This window comes from Streptomyces sp. NPDC048338, from assembly GCF_043201055.1.
Taxonomy (GTDB): domain Bacteria; phylum Actinomycetota; class Actinomycetes; order Streptomycetales; family Streptomycetaceae; genus Streptomyces.
In genome coordinates this window covers 244,362-259,310 of record NZ_JBICYQ010000010.1, presented here as the reverse complement: position 1 = coordinate 259,310, position 14,949 = coordinate 244,362, and the positions used below count along the sequence as shown (strand labels likewise).

General features: G+C 71.9%; 13 protein-coding genes. 3 read left to right on the top strand and 10 right to left on the bottom strand.

Annotated elements, in window-relative coordinates; all coding sequences use genetic code 11:
• Positions 1–224: 224 nt before the first annotated feature.
• The gene (locus ACGFZF_RS24065; RefSeq protein WP_393557164.1) at positions 225–1,208 is read left to right on the top strand and encodes an acyl-CoA desaturase; all 984 of its coding nucleotides are present in this window, start codon (positions 225–227) and stop codon (positions 1,206–1,208) included.
• Positions 1,205–1,891, top strand: coding sequence for a TetR/AcrR family transcriptional regulator (locus ACGFZF_RS24060; RefSeq protein WP_393557162.1), 687 nt, complete (start codon positions 1,205–1,207; stop codon positions 1,889–1,891). The genes ACGFZF_RS24065 and ACGFZF_RS24060 overlap by 4 nt, the downstream gene beginning before the upstream one ends.
• A 52-nt stretch (positions 1,892–1,943) precedes the next feature.
• Here ACGFZF_RS24060 and ACGFZF_RS24055 read toward each other — a convergent pair whose 3' ends face one another.
• Complete coding sequence (locus ACGFZF_RS24055; RefSeq protein WP_393557160.1) at positions 1,944–2,312, bottom strand: glyoxalase; 369 nt, start codon at positions 2,310–2,312, stop codon at positions 1,944–1,946.
• Positions 2,312–3,154: a trans-aconitate 2-methyltransferase gene (locus ACGFZF_RS24050; protein WP_393557158.1), complete on the bottom strand. Its 843-nt coding sequence runs from the start codon at positions 3,152–3,154 to the stop codon at positions 2,312–2,314. The genes ACGFZF_RS24055 and ACGFZF_RS24050 overlap by 1 nt, the downstream gene beginning before the upstream one ends.
• A gap of 131 nt (positions 3,155–3,285) precedes the next feature.
• Here ACGFZF_RS24050 and ACGFZF_RS24045 point away from each other — a divergent pair, with 131 nt between their 5' ends.
• Complete coding sequence (locus ACGFZF_RS24045; RefSeq protein ID WP_393557156.1) at positions 3,286–3,783, top strand: MarR family winged helix-turn-helix transcriptional regulator; 498 nt, start codon at positions 3,286–3,288, stop codon at positions 3,781–3,783.
• Here ACGFZF_RS24045 and ACGFZF_RS24040 read toward each other — a convergent pair.
• From ACGFZF_RS24040 to ACGFZF_RS24005, 8 genes are all read right to left on the bottom strand, one after another.
• Positions 3,742–4,506, bottom strand: a complete 765-nt coding sequence (locus ACGFZF_RS24040; protein WP_222723564.1) for a response regulator transcription factor — start codon at positions 4,504–4,506, stop codon at positions 3,742–3,744. The two genes, ACGFZF_RS24045 and ACGFZF_RS24040, sit on opposite strands and share 42 nt — an antisense overlap.
• A gap of 353 nt (positions 4,507–4,859) precedes the next feature.
• Positions 4,860–5,999: a galactokinase gene (galK, locus tag ACGFZF_RS24035; protein ID WP_393557154.1), complete on the bottom strand. Its 1,140-nt coding sequence runs from the start codon at positions 5,997–5,999 to the stop codon at positions 4,860–4,862.
• Entirely contained in the window at positions 5,996–6,964 is a 969-nt protein-coding gene (gene galE, locus ACGFZF_RS24030) for a UDP-glucose 4-epimerase GalE (protein ID WP_393557152.1), read from the bottom strand. Before galE ends, galK begins: the two co-directional genes overlap by 4 nt.
• A complete protein-coding gene (gene galT, locus ACGFZF_RS24025; protein ID WP_393557150.1) occupies positions 6,961–8,004 on the bottom strand; it encodes a galactose-1-phosphate uridylyltransferase in 1,044 nt (347 codons plus the stop codon). The genes galE and galT overlap by 4 nt, the downstream gene beginning before the upstream one ends.
• A gap of 236 nt (positions 8,005–8,240) precedes the next feature.
• Positions 8,241–8,930, bottom strand: a complete 690-nt coding sequence (locus tag ACGFZF_RS24020; RefSeq protein ID WP_393557148.1) for a LuxR C-terminal-related transcriptional regulator — start codon at positions 8,928–8,930, stop codon at positions 8,241–8,243.
• Positions 8,931–9,230: 300 nt separating this feature from the next.
• Positions 9,231–11,072, bottom strand: coding sequence for a PQQ-binding-like beta-propeller repeat protein (locus ACGFZF_RS24015; RefSeq protein ID WP_393557147.1), 1,842 nt, complete (start codon positions 11,070–11,072; stop codon positions 9,231–9,233).
• Between the two features lie 13 nt (positions 11,073–11,085).
• Positions 11,086–12,984: a PQQ-binding-like beta-propeller repeat protein gene (locus ACGFZF_RS24010; RefSeq protein WP_393557145.1), complete on the bottom strand. Its 1,899-nt coding sequence runs from the start codon at positions 12,982–12,984 to the stop codon at positions 11,086–11,088.
• A 112-nt stretch (positions 12,985–13,096) separates the two neighbouring features.
• Positions 13,097–14,902, bottom strand: coding sequence for an ABC-F family ATP-binding cassette domain-containing protein (locus ACGFZF_RS24005; protein WP_393557143.1), 1,806 nt, complete (start codon positions 14,900–14,902; stop codon positions 13,097–13,099).
• Positions 14,903–14,949 lie beyond the last annotated feature (47 nt).

The window sequence follows — 14,949 nt, the reverse complement described above, 5'->3', positions numbered from 1 at the left end:
CCTTGCAGTGTTTGAGCACGTCTGGAGGGGTACTGGAGGCTTGCGGACCGCGCTGTCCGACGCACCCAGGATAGGTGTCCATTTCCACGACGCCTCCCGTGCCCCTCCTTGCGCCCTCTTGCCGCGGGGCATCCCACTGCCATACTTACGTCGCCGTAGGTTACGGAGGCGTAGCCACGCGTCCCTTTGACTCCCTTTCATCCCTTCATCCCCAGGGGACCCTCATGACCACTACCCCCGAGGTGACCTCGGAACCCGAGGCGCGCGTCACCGCCGCCCAACCGCCCTCCGCCACGCTCGGCGGGGACAGCAAGCGGTCGATCGAGCAGATCACGCTGCTGTTGTTCATCGCGGTGCCCTTCCTCGCGCTGCTCGCCGCGGTGCCGCTGGCCTGGGGCTGGGGGGTGAGCTGGCTCGATCTGGGCCTGATGGTGGCGATGTACTACATCGGCTGCCACGGCATCACGATCGGCTTCCACCGTTACTTCACGCACGGCTCCTTCAAGGCCAAGCGGCCGCTGCGGATCGCGCTGGCCGTCATGGGGTCGCTGGCGGTGGAGGGACCGCTGGTGCGCTGGGTGGCCGACCACCGCAAGCACCACAAGTTCTCCGACGCGGAGGGCGACCCGCACTCGCCCTGGCGGTTCGGCGAGACGGTGCCGGCGCTGATGAAGGGCCTGTGGTGGGCGCACATCGGGTGGATGTTCGACGAGGAGCAGACGCCGCAGCACAAGTACGCGCCGGATCTGATCAAGGACCCGGCGATCCGGGCGATCTCGCGCCAGTTCGTGCTGTGGACGGTGCTGTCGCTGGCGATCCCGCCGCTGGTGGGCGGCCTGGTGACGATGTCGTGGTGGGGCGCGTTCACCGCGTTCTTCTGGGGCTCGCTGGTGCGGGTGGCGCTGCTGCACCACGTGACCTGGTCGATCAACTCGATCTGTCACGCGGTCGGCAAGCGGCCCTTCAAGTCCCGTGACCGCTCGGGCAACGTGTGGTGGCTCGCGGTGCTGTCCTGCGGCGAGTCCTGGCACAACCTGCACCACGCGGACCCGACCTCGGCCCGGCACGGGGTGCTGAAGGGCCAGGTCGACTCCAGCGCGCGGCTGATCCGCTGGTTCGAGCAGCTGGGCTGGGCGTCCGACGTGCGCTGGCCGGATGCGTCACGTATCGAAGCCCGCCGCCAGGACGAGCCCGCGAACGCGGCATGATGGATGACGTGGCGATCGATGGCAGCACGACTACCGGCAGCAGCGGCCCCGGCAAGCCCCGCAGGGGGCGCCGGGTCCGCATGACAGGCGCGGAGCGCCGGGAACAGCTGTTGGACATCGGCCGCACGCTCTTCGCCGAGAAGGGCTTCGAGGGCACGTCCGTCGAGGAGATCGCGGCCAAGGCCGGGGTGTCCAAGCCGGTGGTGTACGAGCACTTCGGCGGCAAGGAGGGCCTGTACGCGGTCGTGGTCGACCGGGAGATGCGCCAGCTCCTCGACGGGGTGACGGGCGCGCTGACGGCGGGGCATCCGCGGGAGCTGCTGGAGCAGGCGGCGTTCGCGCTGCTGGACTACATCGAGAACTACACGGACGGTTTCCGGATCCTGGTCCGTGATTCGCCGGTGGCGCAGTCGACCGGCACGTTCGCGTCGCTGATCAGCGACATCGCCACCCAGGTCGAGGACATCCTGGGCCTGGAGTTCAAGGCCCGCGGCTTCGATCCGAAGCTGGCGCCGCTGTACGCGCAGGCGCTGGTGGGCAGTGTGGCCCTGACCGGCCAGTGGTGGCTGGACGTCCGCAAGCCGAAGAAGGCCGAGGTCGCGGCGCATCTGGTGAACCTGGCCTGGCACGGCCTGGACGGTCTGGAGCAGAAGCCGCGCCTGATAGGGCATCGCAAGAGCTGAGACTGCGGGGAGAGTCGGACGGGGGCGCCGCGGATGCGACGCCCCCGTCCTGTCACTCCAGGGGCTCCAGGAACTCCAGGCGGTTGCCGACGGGGTCCTCGGAGTAGAAGCGGCGGTGGCCCGGGAGATCGTCGTCCCAGACGACCTTCGCGCCGCGTTCCTCCGGGCGGGCCGCGTAGCCGGCGATCGCGGTGACCCGCAGGCCGGGGTGGGCCTTCGCCGCGGGGCGGAAGTCCTGCTCGATGCCGAGGTGGAGCCGGACGGCCCCGTCCGCGGCCTCGAACCAGCAGCCGCCCCGTGCGGCGAGGACGGGCGGCTTGGCGACCTCGGCCATGCCGAGGACGTCGGTGTAGTACGCCCGGAGGAGGTCCTCCGAGCCCGGCGGTGCGGCGAGCTGGACGTGGTCGACGGCGGTCAGCATCAGAGCCCCTTCGTGGCGACGGCGAAGATCCGGCGGAACGGGAAGACGGTGCCGTGCGGGCCGGGCGGGTAGGCCGCGCGCAGCAGGTCGCGGTAGGCGGCGAGGAATGCCTCGGTCGCCCTCTGGTCTCCTTCGAGCGCGGTCAGGACGGGGCGCAGCGCGGTGCCCTTGACCCAGTCGAGGATCGGGTCCTCGCCGGGCAGGAGCTGCGAGTACGTGGTCTCCCAGACGTCCGTCGCGCAGCCGAGGTCGGCGAGCCGGGTCAAATAGTCGGCCGGGTCCAGGACGTGGATGAAGCGGCGGCCCTGGTCGCCGAGGCGGTCGCGCCACTGCGGGGTGTCGCAGAGCTCGCCGAGCAGGGCGTGGCTGGGCGAGGTGAAGTTGCCGGGGACCTGGAAGGCGAAGGTGCCACCGGGCTTGAGTCCGGCGATCCAGGGGGCGAAGGACTCGGGGTGGTTGGGGACCCACTGGAGGGCCGCGTTGGAGACGATCAGGTCGTAGGGCTCGTCGGGGTTCCAGTGCGCGGCGTCGGCGGGCCGGAAGTCGAGCCAGCCGCCGCCGGCCGTGGTTCCGGCGTAGTCCTTCTCGGCGCGCTGGAGCATGTCGGGCGACAGGTCGAAGCCGGTGATGTGGGCGTCGGGCCAGCGGTCGGCGAGGAGCGCGGTCACGTTGCCGGGTCCACAGCCCAGATCGGCGATCCGGGCGGGCCTGCCCTCGGTGGGCAGGTGGGGGATGCGGGCGAGCATGTCGAGGAAGGGACGGGCGCGCAGGCCCGCGTGCCGGAGGTACTGCTGGGGATCCCATATCGGTGCGGCAGAAGCAGAAGATGGTGCGGAATGCATGTTCGAGCCCCCTTGCTGGAACGAGCTACCCAAGCGGAACGGTGTTCCGGCCCGGTCCTTCCCCATAGTCCAGCTGAATATATCTTGACGTCAAGAGACTTTATGTCAACAGACCCTCTACACTGATCGTCATGGAGGACGAGGTCGACCGGCTGGTCGCTGCATGGCGCCGCGAGCGCCCGGACCTCGACGTGGAACCGCTCGAGGTGCTCAGCCGCGTCTCGCGGCTCGCCCGGCACCTCGACCGCGCCCGTCGGCTCGCCTTCGCCGAGCACCAGCTGGAGCCCTGGGAGTTCGACGTCCTCACGTCGCTGCGCCGCGCCGGCGCCCCCTACCAGCTCTCCCCCGGTCAGCTGCTGACCCAGACGCTGGTCACCTCCGGCACCATGACCAACCGCATCGACCGGCTCACCAAGAAGGGGCTGGTCGAGCGGCTCCCCGACCCCAGCGACCGGCGCGGGGTCCTGGTCCGCCTCACCCCCGAGGGTCGCGACCGGGCCGACCAGGCCCTGGCCGGACTGCTCGCCCAGGAACGGGCCATCCTCGCCCAGCTCTCGCGCGGCCAGCGCGGGGAACTGGCCGACCTGCTACGCCAGTTGACCGCCCCGTTCGACAACATCCCCGGCTAGCTCGGCGGGACCGACACCGGCCCGGCGCGCCAGGGCCACCGCGGCCAGCGTCGAGTGCACGCCCAGCTTCCCGAGCACGTTCTGCATGTGGGTGCGGACGGTGTGCGGCGACAGGAACAGGCGCTCGGCGACCGCCTTGCGCCCCAGGCCGGCCACCATGCAGCGGAGCACCTCGCGCTCGCGCGGTGTCAGCGACTCCACCAGCTGTTCACTCTCGGTGCGGTGCTTCCGGGCCGCCGTCAGCTCCCGCAGGACACCCGTCAGCAGTGCGGGCGGCAGATGCGTCTCGTCCCGCAGGACGCCGCGGATCACGGCGAGCAGGCGCTGGAGCGAACAGTCCTTGGCCACCCATCCCGAGGCGCCGGCCTGGAGGGCGAGGGCGGCCCGGTGCGGGTCGTCCTTCTCGGCGAGCACGATCGAGCGGACCGCGGGCCGGGCCTCGCGGACCCCTGCGACCAGCGAGATGCCGTCCACCACGGCCTCGCCGTTGTCCGGTACGGCGCGAGCGACCGCCGGAGCCCCGGGCAGCGCGCCGAGGTCGGCGTCGACCAGCAGCACGTCGTAGCGGCGGCCCTCGGCGGCGGCGCGGTCCAGGCAGCGCAGTGCGGCCGGACCACTGCCCGCGGCGGAGACGTCGACGTCGGGCTCGGCCGCGAGGGCGGCAGCCAGCGACTCGGCGAAGATGCGGTGGTCGTCCACCACCAGGACCCGGATACGGACCACGGACACCCCCAAAGTGTCGAGGACGGACCGGCGCGGATACGGCGCCGGGGGCGGGTCCGTCGTGCGCACGGCCGCCGCCGTGCAGTGACTTTTACCCCACCCCGGGCGCCGTACCCGACTGGTCTCGCCCCCTGAACGGCACCGGCCCCCACCGGTGCTGTGCATCAGAGTACGGGCGAGCCGCAGAGGGGGAAGCCGATTCACAGAACTGGTCGTCAGGGGCGTGACGCATGAGCCGCATGGGTCGAAACCCGACAGAAGTCGACAGTTCCGAAGGTCTCGAACGCGCAGGGCGCCCCGTCCACCGGGCCCCGCGCAGGGGGTGGTGGCGTCAAAGACACCGGGGGGTGGCGTCACAGACGCCGGGCACCCGCCGCGGGGATCGCCGCGAAGACGCCCGGCACGGTGAAACCGGCCTCGGCGAACGCCTTGCCGACCGCGGCGGACACCGCCTCGGCCGCCGCCTCCTCGACCAGCACGATCGCCGAGCCGCCGAATCCGCCGCCCGTCATCCGTGCGCCGAGCGCCCCGGCCGCGTTCGCGGCCTCGACGGCGAGGTCCAGTTCCGGGCTGGAGACCCGCAGGTCGTCCCGGAGCGAGACGTGGCCCTCGGTGAGCACCGGGCCGACGGCCCGGACCTCGCCGGCGTCGAGGAGGGCGATCGTCCGCTCCACCCGGTGGTTGTCCGACACGACGTGCCGGACATAGCGGCGCACGGTCTCGTCGCTCAGACGCGCGAGTGCGTCGGACAGGCGCGCGGCATCGACCTCGCGCAGGGTGCGTACGCCGAGCGCCCGCGCGCCTGCCTCGCAGCCGGCGCGCCGCTCCGCGTACGCGCCGTCCCCGAGGGCGTGCTTCACGCGGGTGTCCACCACCAGCAGCCGCAGCCCCCGCGCGGCCAGGTCGAAGGGCACCTGACGGTACGACAGGTCACGGGTGTCCAGGAACAGGGCGTGCCCCTCGGCCGCGCACGCCGACGCCATCTGGTCCATCACCCCGCAGGGCACCCCGACGAAGGCGTTCTCGGCCCGCTGGGCGAGGACGGCGATCTCGGGACGGCTCAGGCCGAGGCCGAACAGGTCGTCGAGCGCCAGGGCGGTGACGACCTCCAGGGCGGCCGAGGAGGAGAGCCCGGCGCCGGTCGGCACGGTCGACGCGAGGTGGACGTCCGCCCCGGTGACCGGGTGACCCGCCTCGCGCAGGGCCCAGACGACACCGGCCGGGTAGGCGGCCCAGCCGGTGCCGGAGCGGGGTTCGAGGCTGTCGACGTCGAGCTGGACGACCCCGCCGTCGACGTCGGCGGAGTGGACCCGCAGCACGCCGTCGGTGCGGCGCGAGACGGCGGCCACCGCGGTGTGCGGGAGAGCCAGCGGCATGACGAAACCGTCGTTGAAGTCGGTGTACTCACCGATCAGGTTGACCCGCCCCGGAGCCGCCCAGACGCCCTCGGGCCGTGCTCCGTACAGTGCCGCGAACTCCCCCGCCACGCTCATGCCTGTCCCTGCTCCCTCTTGTTCGCGAACGCCCACGCGTCCTGCACGATGCCCGCCAGGTCCGGACGGGACGGATTCCAGCCGAGCCGCTCCCGCGCGGTGTCGGCCGAGGCGACCAGGACGGCCGGATCGCCGGCCCGGCGCGCGGCCACGACCTCGGGGACCGGGTGGCCGGTCACCTTGCGCACCGTCTCGACGACCTCGCGCACGGAGAAGCCGTTGCCGTTGCCCAGGTTGCAGATCAGGTGCTCGCCGGGGGTCATGGCGCCGAGGGCGAGCAGGTGTGCCTCGGCGAGGTCGGCGACGTGGATGTAGTCGCGCACACAGGTGCCGTCGGGCGTCGGGTAGTCGTCGCCGTAGACGTTGATCGCCTCGCGCCTGCCCTGGGCCACCTGGAGGACCAGCGGGATGAGGTGCGACTCGGGGTCGTGGCGCTCGCCGCAGTCGCCGTAGGCGCCCGCCACGTTGAAGTACCGCAGGGAGACCGCGGCCAGGCCGTGCGCGGCGGCCTCGCCGCTGATCATGTGGTCGACGGCCAGCTTGGTGGCGCCGTAGGGGTTGGTCGGGGCGGTCGGCGCCGCCTCGGTGATCGGGACGCTCTGCGGCTCGCCGTAGGTGGCGGCGGTGGAGGAGAAGACGAGCCTGCGCACGCCCGCCTCGCGCATGGCGGCGAGCAGTGCCATCGTGCCGCCGACGTTGTTCTCCCAGTACTTCGCGGGGTCGGCGACCGACTCGCCGACCTGCGAGAAGGCGGCGAAGTGCAGGACTCCGTCGTAGGAGGGGTCCAGCCACCGGGCCGCGTCCTGGATGCGGCCCTCGACGAACGTGGCCCCGGCCGGGACGCCCTCGCGGAACCCGGTGGAGAGGTCGTCGAGGACGGTGACCTCGTGGCCCGCTTCCAGCAGGTGCTGCGCGACCGTGCCGCCCACGTAGCCGGCCCCGCCCGTCACCAGATACTTGCTCACTTGCTCGCTACCTCTCGGAGTCTGTGTGCCGCGGACTCCGGTGGCACGTCGTTCATGAACGCGCCCATGCCGGACTCGGTGCCCGCGAGGTACTTCAGCTTGCCAGAGGCCCGGCGCACGGTGAAAAGCTCCAGGTGCAGCGCGAACTCCTCCCGCCGGTCGTCCGTGAACGGCGCCTGGTGCCAGGCGGCGATGTACGGCGTCGGCGGCTCGTCCGGACCGAAGATCCGGTCGAAGCGCCTCAAGAGTTCCAGGTAGACCTGTGGGAACTCTGTGCGGGCGGCGTCGTCGAGCGCGCGCAGGTCGGGCACCCGGCGCACCGGGTAGAGGTGGACCTCGTACGGCCAGTGCGCGGCGTAGGGGACGAAGGCGATCCAGTGCTCGCCCTCCAGGACGACCCGCGCCCCGTCCGCGCGCTCGCGGGCGACGACCTCGTCGAAGAGGTTGCGCCCCGTGCGCTCCCGGTGCTCGGCGGCGTTGCGCCGCATGAGCGCGGTCCGGGGGGTGGTGTGGGGGAAGGCGTAGATCTGGCCGTGCGGGTGGCCCAGGGTGACGCCGATCTCGGCTCCCCTGTTCTCGAAGCAGTAGACCTGCTCGACGCCCGGACGCTCGGCGAGTTCGGCCGTGCGGTCGGTCCAGGCGTCGAGGACCAGGGCGACCCGGTCGGGGGTGAGGTCGGCGAAGGAGGCGTCGTGGTCGGAGGTGAAGCAGACGACCTCGCAGCGGCCGGCCTCGCCGGCGAGGGAGGGGAAGCGGTTCTCGAAGACCGCGACCTCGTAGCCGTCGGCCGGGATCTCGCTCCGCCGGCCGTCCCGCGACGGGCAGAGCGGGCACTCGTCCGCCGGCGGGTGGAAGGTGCGGCCCTGGCGGTGCGAGGCGACGACGACGCTGTCCCCGAGGAGCAGGTCGTGGCGGACCTCGGAGCGGGACGCGACGGGGTCGAGCGGGCGGGTGTCGACGGCGTCGCGGACGGTGTCGTCGGCGGCGTCGTAGTAGATGAGCTCACGCCCGTCGGCCAGGGTGGTGACGGTCTTCTTCACGGGAGTGCCTCCGTGCGCAACCCAACAGAACCACGCACAAGGAATCACAATCAAACATCGACGTCAACGCCGACGGCTGCTTTCGCGCAGGACCCACCCCGTCGGGGGGCGGCGGAAGGCGTGGCGCGGCGCCCGCGCAGGTCGGGGCCCGCACCGGCAGGAGCCCCGCGGGCCCCGGCCGGGCGGTCTTCCCCGGGCGGACACTCAGGGCTTCTCCGGCCCGGACGGGACAGCCCTCAGCCGCGCGGCGCGCGGGGCGCGGGGACGGGCGCGCGGTCCAGCAGGCCGGTGCGGGCGGCGAGCGCGGCCGCCTCCAGTCGCGAGCCGACCCCCAGCTTCATCAGCACGCGCTGCACGTGCGTGCGCGCGGTGCTGGCGGCGATCCCCATCCCGGCGGCGATCAGCCGGGTGTCCTCGCCCTCGGCCACCCGGACCAGGACCTCCACCTCGCGCGGGGTCAGCATCCGCAGGAGCCGCTGCCCCTCGTCGTCCGGCTGTGCCACCGGGTTGAGCAGTTCCGCGAAGGCGCCCTGGAGGAGCTGCGGCGCCACCGCCGTCTCCCCCGCCCGCGCCTTCATCAGGGCGCGCTCGACGCCCTCGATGCGCTCGTCGTGCCGTACGTACCCGGAGGCGCCGGCCGCGAAGGCCGCCGCGATCCCGCGCGGCGAGGGCACCGGGCCCAGCACGACCACGGCGACCTGGGGCCGCTCCCGCTTGATCCGTACGATCGGGTCGAAGGCGCCCGGTTCGGCCGGCGCCGCCGTGCCGAGCAGACACACCTCCGGCGCCCGGCTCACGACCAGCTCCGCCGCGCCCGCGACCGGCGCCGCCGCCGCGAGCACCCGGTGCCCACGGAGCTTCAGTGCCGAGGCGAGCGCCTCGGCGAGCAGACGGTGGTCGTCGACCACCATGAGCCGCACGCCCATCGAGCAACCCCTTATCCCCCCTGGAGCCGTCCCCCGGCTCCAGTGACCCTGATGCCCCGGCAAGTTACACGGTCCTTTGGGCCGACGTGCCCCGAACTCCTACGGAAGACCGCCCAGGGACCGAAATGACCCTGCCTGGACACAAATTGCCGAGCCGTCAGGCATCGCGCGTCACCCCTCCCGGGGCGGCCGCCGACGGCCCGCGAGCAGGAACGGGAGGGGAGCCCGGACACCGGGGGCGCCGACGCACGTGGGCCCCCTCCGGTCGTCCGGAGGGGGCCCACGGTCACTCCACGGGGATCACCGGGCGGCGCGGAAGGCGATCGCCAGGTACTCCTTGTCGTTCGTCGAGGAGGACTCGCGCGGCTTGCTCAGCAGGGTCTGCGAGATGAAGAACCGTCCCGAGGCGTAGCGGTACTCCGAGCCGTTCTCGGTGAAGCCCGTCTCCGCGTCCCGGACGGCCTTGTCCGCCGGGTTCTCCAGCAGCACCGTCTCCTTCATGGTGCCGCCGTCGATGGAGACGATCTTCCCGCCCTTGTCGTACGGGGGGTGCTTGTACGCGATGAGGTTGCCGCCGTCCATGCGCATCGGCATCAGCGTGTAGCGGTCGCCCGCGTCCGCCTTGCCGGTGGCCTGCTTGCCGGTGGCCAGGTCGAACGAGAGGATCTCGTTCGTCTCGTCGCCGTACTCGCCGGTGCTGCCCTCGTGCTCCTCGGTCGGCAGGTAGAGCCGGCCGTTGCCGACGAGCGCCTTGTTGCAGGACTCGACCTTGGTGGAGCGGCAGCTGGCCGCGTACCGGTCCGCGTCCGCCGTGATCTTCGCCTTCAGCTTGCCGGTCTGCTCGTCGATCGAGAAGAAGTCCGAGATGCCGCTGCCGTCGCCGGCGGTGTCGCCGACGTCGGCCGCCACGACCAGCGGCTTGGTGGACACGATCGACGCGTAGTCGACGCCCGTGGGCATCTTGTACTGCGAGATCGGCGCGCCGGTCGTCGGGTTGAGGTTCTGGATCGTCACGGTCTGCGAGCCGTACGCACCGCACTTGCGGGCGGCGACCAGGCCCGCGCCGCCGCCGTAACCCATGTCGTAGCAGTTGTCGGCGTTGGGCTGGGGCTTCCAGCGGGGGTTGCCGTTGCCCAGGTCGAAGCCGGCGCCGCCGTCCGTGCCGCCGGCCGCGACGGTGGTGCCGCTCAGCGTGATCTCGCTGAAGCGCACCTTGCCGTCACCCGCCGATCCGCCGGTGACGTGGGTGGACCACACCAGCTTCCCGGTGTCGAGGTCGACGACCCCGACCTCGGTGCACTTCTGGTAGTACTTCGGCGCGACGCGCTTGGCCTCCTCGAAGAGGATCGCCGTCTTGTTGTCGGCCGTGACGTGGCGGGAGGCGCCGCAGACCTGGCCGGCGAGCGGCAGCGTCCACAGCGGGGTGCCCTTGTCGACGTCGTAGCCGACGACCGAGTCGACGCCCGGCTTCACGTACGCCTTGTCGGTGAGCCAGGAGCCCGACACGTCCGTGATGTCCGGGACCTTCGGCACGGGCAGCTGGAAGGCCACCTGTCCCTGGACGTCGGCCGGCGGCTTCTCCTTGCCGTTGCCGCCGATCCCGCCGGTGCCGCCGGTGCCCTGCGGGGAGCCGGAGCTGTTCTTGGCGGTGTCGTCCTTCTCGCCGCCGCCGGAGGTCGCGTACCAGACGCCACCGCCGATGAGCAGCACCACGGCCACGGCCGCGGCGATGATGATCTGCATCTGCGAGGAGAGCTTCCTGCCGCCGGACGGGCCGCCCGGTCCCGGCTGCGGCACCTGCGGGTACTGCGGCTGGGTCGGGTAGCCGTACGGCGGCTGCTGCTGCTGCTGCGGATAGCCGTACTGCGGCTGCGTCGGGGGCTGCTGCGGATAGCCGTACTGCGGCTGGGTCGGCGGCTGCTGCGGGTAGCCGTAGGGCTGCTGACCCTGCGGCGGGGGCGTCGGCGCGCCGAAACCGCCGGGGGGCGGGTCCTGCGGGGCGCCGAAACCGCCGGGAGGCGGGTCCTGCGGGGCGCCGAAACCGCCGGGGGGCGGGTCCTGGGGTGCGCCGAAACCGCCCGGCGGCTGGTTCGGGGGCGGGCCCGGGGGCTGGTTGGGCGGCGGCGGAGGGGGCTGGGTCATCGGTCTGCGTACCTCACTTGCTGAAGGCCATCATCGTCTTGACTTCCTTCTCCGCCTTGTCGTTCAAGGCCGACACACGCCCTGCGGTGATCACGAAGGTGCCGTTGCCGTAGGCGTAGCCGGGGTCGTAGTAGGTGCTCTCGATCTGGGCGGTGGCCGCCGGGTGCTGGAGCAGGACCTTCGGCGCGCCGCCGGTCGGTGCGACGGTGGCGACGGCGCCGCCCTTGTCGTAGGACGGGTCGACGTAGACCAGGACGTCCGGGCCCTCCATCCGGAGGGGGATCATGCTCTGCTCGCCGGGCGCCTTGGACCGCCACTTGGCCTTGCCGGTGTTCAGGTCGAACGCGACGACCTCGTTCGGGGTGCCGTAGCTGGTCTCGGTGGCCATGTAGAAGGTGTTCGCGTCGGCGGCGACGCCCACGCAACCCTGGAGGTTCTTGCCGAAGACGACGAAGGATCCGCCGCACTTGGGGGCGAACTTGTCGCTGCCGCCCTGGATCTGGGAGCGCAGCCGGCCGTCGGCGGTGAGGGCGAAGACCATCCACTTCTTCTCGTCGCGCTGCGTGGCGGAGACGACGAGCGGGTTCACCGAGTAGACCCGGTCGACCTCCCAGTTGGCCGGGAGCTTGTAGTTCCACCTGGCCTTGCCGGTGTTCGGGTCCACCTCCCCGATCTGCTGCTGCTTCTTGTTCACGTCACCGGAGGGGCAGGAGGAGGCCGCGATCAGCTTCTCCCCGCCCGCGTAGGCGTACGGCTTGCAGCCGCTGCTCGGCGAGGCGAAGAGCTGCCTGCCGTCGGCCATGGAGAAGCCGTACGCGCTGCTGGTGCCGGCGGCGGTCACCGTGCTGCCGCTGATGGCGAGGGTGTTGTCGTCGAAGGCGAACAGGCCGCTCGCCTTGGGCACCGCCTTCTTCCAGCCCGCCTTGCCGGTCTTCAGGTCGACCTGCTGGAGCTGCGTGCACTTGGCACGGTCGCCCGCCTTGTCGTGGTGGCCGAAGACCATGGTGCCGTCGGCGGCGGGCGCCGGCGGGGCGGCGCACAGCTCGAAGGGCACGTCCAGGTGCCACTTCGCCGAGCCGTCGCTGAGGCTGTAGCCGTCGATGCTCTTGTACATGGCCTTGACGACGACGTCCCCGACGATCCACGGGCCGAGGACGTCGGAGCCGTTCTTCGGCAGGTCGACGTTGTTCTTCAGCATCCAGTTGATCTTGGCCTCGCCGGGCTGGCGGCCGGCGTTGAGGTCCTCGGGACCCTTGTCGCCGTCACCGCTGCCGTCGCCCTGGTCGACGGACTCGCTCGGCTTCGGGCCCGTCGGGGAGGCGGTCGGCTGGGCGACCGGCTTCTCCTCCCCGTCGCCGCTCAGCGCGAACCAGGTGCCGCCGCCGATGAGCAGGAGCGCGGCCGCGGCCGCGGCGATGATGACGCCGGGCTTGCCCTTGAAGGGGTTCGAACCGCCGCCGGTCGGTGCCGGATACGGGGCCTGGCCGGGGTACTGCGGCTGGCCGGGGTAGCCGTAACCGGGCTGCGGCGGCTGCCCGTACGGGCCGGGCTGCGCCTGCGTCGGGTAGCCGTAACCGGGCTGGGGGGCCTGCTGGCCCGGGTAGCCGTAGCCGGGCTGCGGGGCCTGCTGCGGATAGCCGTAACCGGGCTGCGGCGGCTGGCCGTACGGGCCGGGCGCGGTCGGCGGCTGCTGCGGGGCCTGTGCCGGAGGCGGCGTCTGCGGAGCCGCGGCCGGCGGGCCCTGCGGGGGTTCCGGGGTCTTGTCGAACGGACCGGGCGCGGGCGGCGTCTGCGGAGCCGCGGACGGCGGGGCCGGCGGCATCGGCGGTACGGCCGGGGTCCCTTGGCTCGGGCCCTCGGGGCCTTCCGGAGCGCCGAAGCCGGGCGGCTGGTTGCTGGGCGGCTGGGTCATCAGCGCTTCCCCCTTGAAGTGAGCGGGTTTTCTTTCTACCACTCACGGGATGGCGCAAAAGTGACCGGTCCACCCCTTGTACCCAAGGGAGGACCGGCCCGTGATGCCGTCGTTACGCGTCTTCGGCGAGTTCAAGCCAACGCATCTCCAACTCGTCACGCTCCCCGGCCAGTTCGCGCAGCTCCATGTCCAGTTTCGCCACCTTCTCGAAGTCTGTGGCGTTTTCGGCGATCTGGGCGTGCAGCTTGCTCTCCCGCTCGGAGAGTTTGTCGAGTTGACGCTCCACCTTCTGCAGTTCCTTCTTCGCGGCGCGGGCGTCGGCGGCGGACACTCCCTGCTTCTGCTGCGCGGCCGGAGCGGCCGGAGCCGGGGTGGCCTCCTCGATCATCCGGCGGCGGCGCTCCAGGTACTCGTCGATGCCGCGCGGCAGCATCCTCAGGGTCCGGTCGCCGAGCAGCGCGAGCGTCCTGTCCGTGGTGCGCTCGATGAAGAAGCGGTCGTGGGAGATGACGACCATGGAGCCCGGCCAGCCGTCGAGGAGGTCCTCCAGCTGGGTCAGGGTCTCGATGTCGAGGTCGTTGGTGGGCTCGTCGAGGAAGAGCACGTTCGGCTCGTCCATCAGCAGGCGCAGCAGCTGCAGCCGGCGTCGCTCGCCACCGGAGAGGTCGCCGACCGGCGTCCACTGCTTCTCCTTGGTGAAGCCGAACTGCTCGCACAGCTGGCCGGCGGTCATCTCGCGGCCCTTGCCGAGGTCGACCCGGTCGCGGATCTGCTGCACGGCCTCCAGGACGCGCAGCGAGGCGGGCAGTTCGGTGACGTCCTGGGAGAGGTAGGCGAGGCGGACGGTCTTGCCGACGACGATGCTGCCGGCGGCGGGCTGGGTCTCGCCCTGGGTGTCGGCGGCCTCGGCGAGGGCGCGCAGCAGCGAGGTCTTGCCCGCGCCGTTGACGCCGACGAGGCCGATCCGGTCGCCGGGGCCGAGCTGCCAGGTGAGGTGCTGGAGCAGCGTCTTCGGTCCGGCGGTGACGGTCACGTCCTCCAGGTCGAAGACGGTCTTGCCGAGCCGGGCGTTGGCGAACTTCATCAGTTCGGAGGTGTCGCGCGGCGGCGGCACGTCGGCGATCAGCTCGTTGGCGGCCTCGATGCGGTAGCGCGGCTTCGAGGTGCGGGCGGGGGCGCCGCGCCGCAGCCAGGCCAGCTCCTTGCGCATCAGGTTCTGGCGCTTCGCCTCCTCGGTGGCGGCGATGCGCTCGCGCTCCGCACGGGCGAAGACGTAGTCGGAGTAGCCGCCCTCGTACTCGTGGACGTCGCCGCGCTGCACGTCCCACATGCGGGTGCAGACCTGGTCGAGGAACCAGCGGTCGTGGGTGACGCAGACGAGCGCCGAGCGGCGCTGCTGGAGGTGGCTCGCGAGCCAGGCGATGCCCTCGACGTCGAGGTGGTTGGTGGGCTCGTCGAGGACGATCAGGTCCTGGTCCTCGATGAGCAGCTTGGCCAGCGCGATCCGGCGCCGCTCGCCTCCGGAGAGCGGCCCGATGACGGTGTCGAGCCCCTTCTCGAAGCCGGGCAGGTCGAGCCCGCCGAAGAGGCCGGTGAGCACGTCGCGGATCTTGGCGCTGCCGGCCCACTCGTGGTCGGCCATGACGCCGATGACCTCGTGGCGGACGGTCGCGGCCGGGTCGAGCGAGTCGTGCTGGGTGAGCACGCCGAGCCGCAGCCCGCCGCTGTGCGTGACGCGGCCGGTGTCGGCCTCCTCCAGCTTGGCGAGCATCCGGATGAGGGTGGTCTTTCCGTCGCCGTTGCGGCCCACGACGCCGATCCGGTCCCCCTCGGAGACGCCGAGTGAGACCCCGTCGAGCAGGGCACGGGTGCCGTACACCTTGCTGACGGCCTCGACATTGACCAGGTTGACGGCCACTTTGACTCCTGTACCGGGGGATCGATCGACGTCCAAGGGTAGACGCC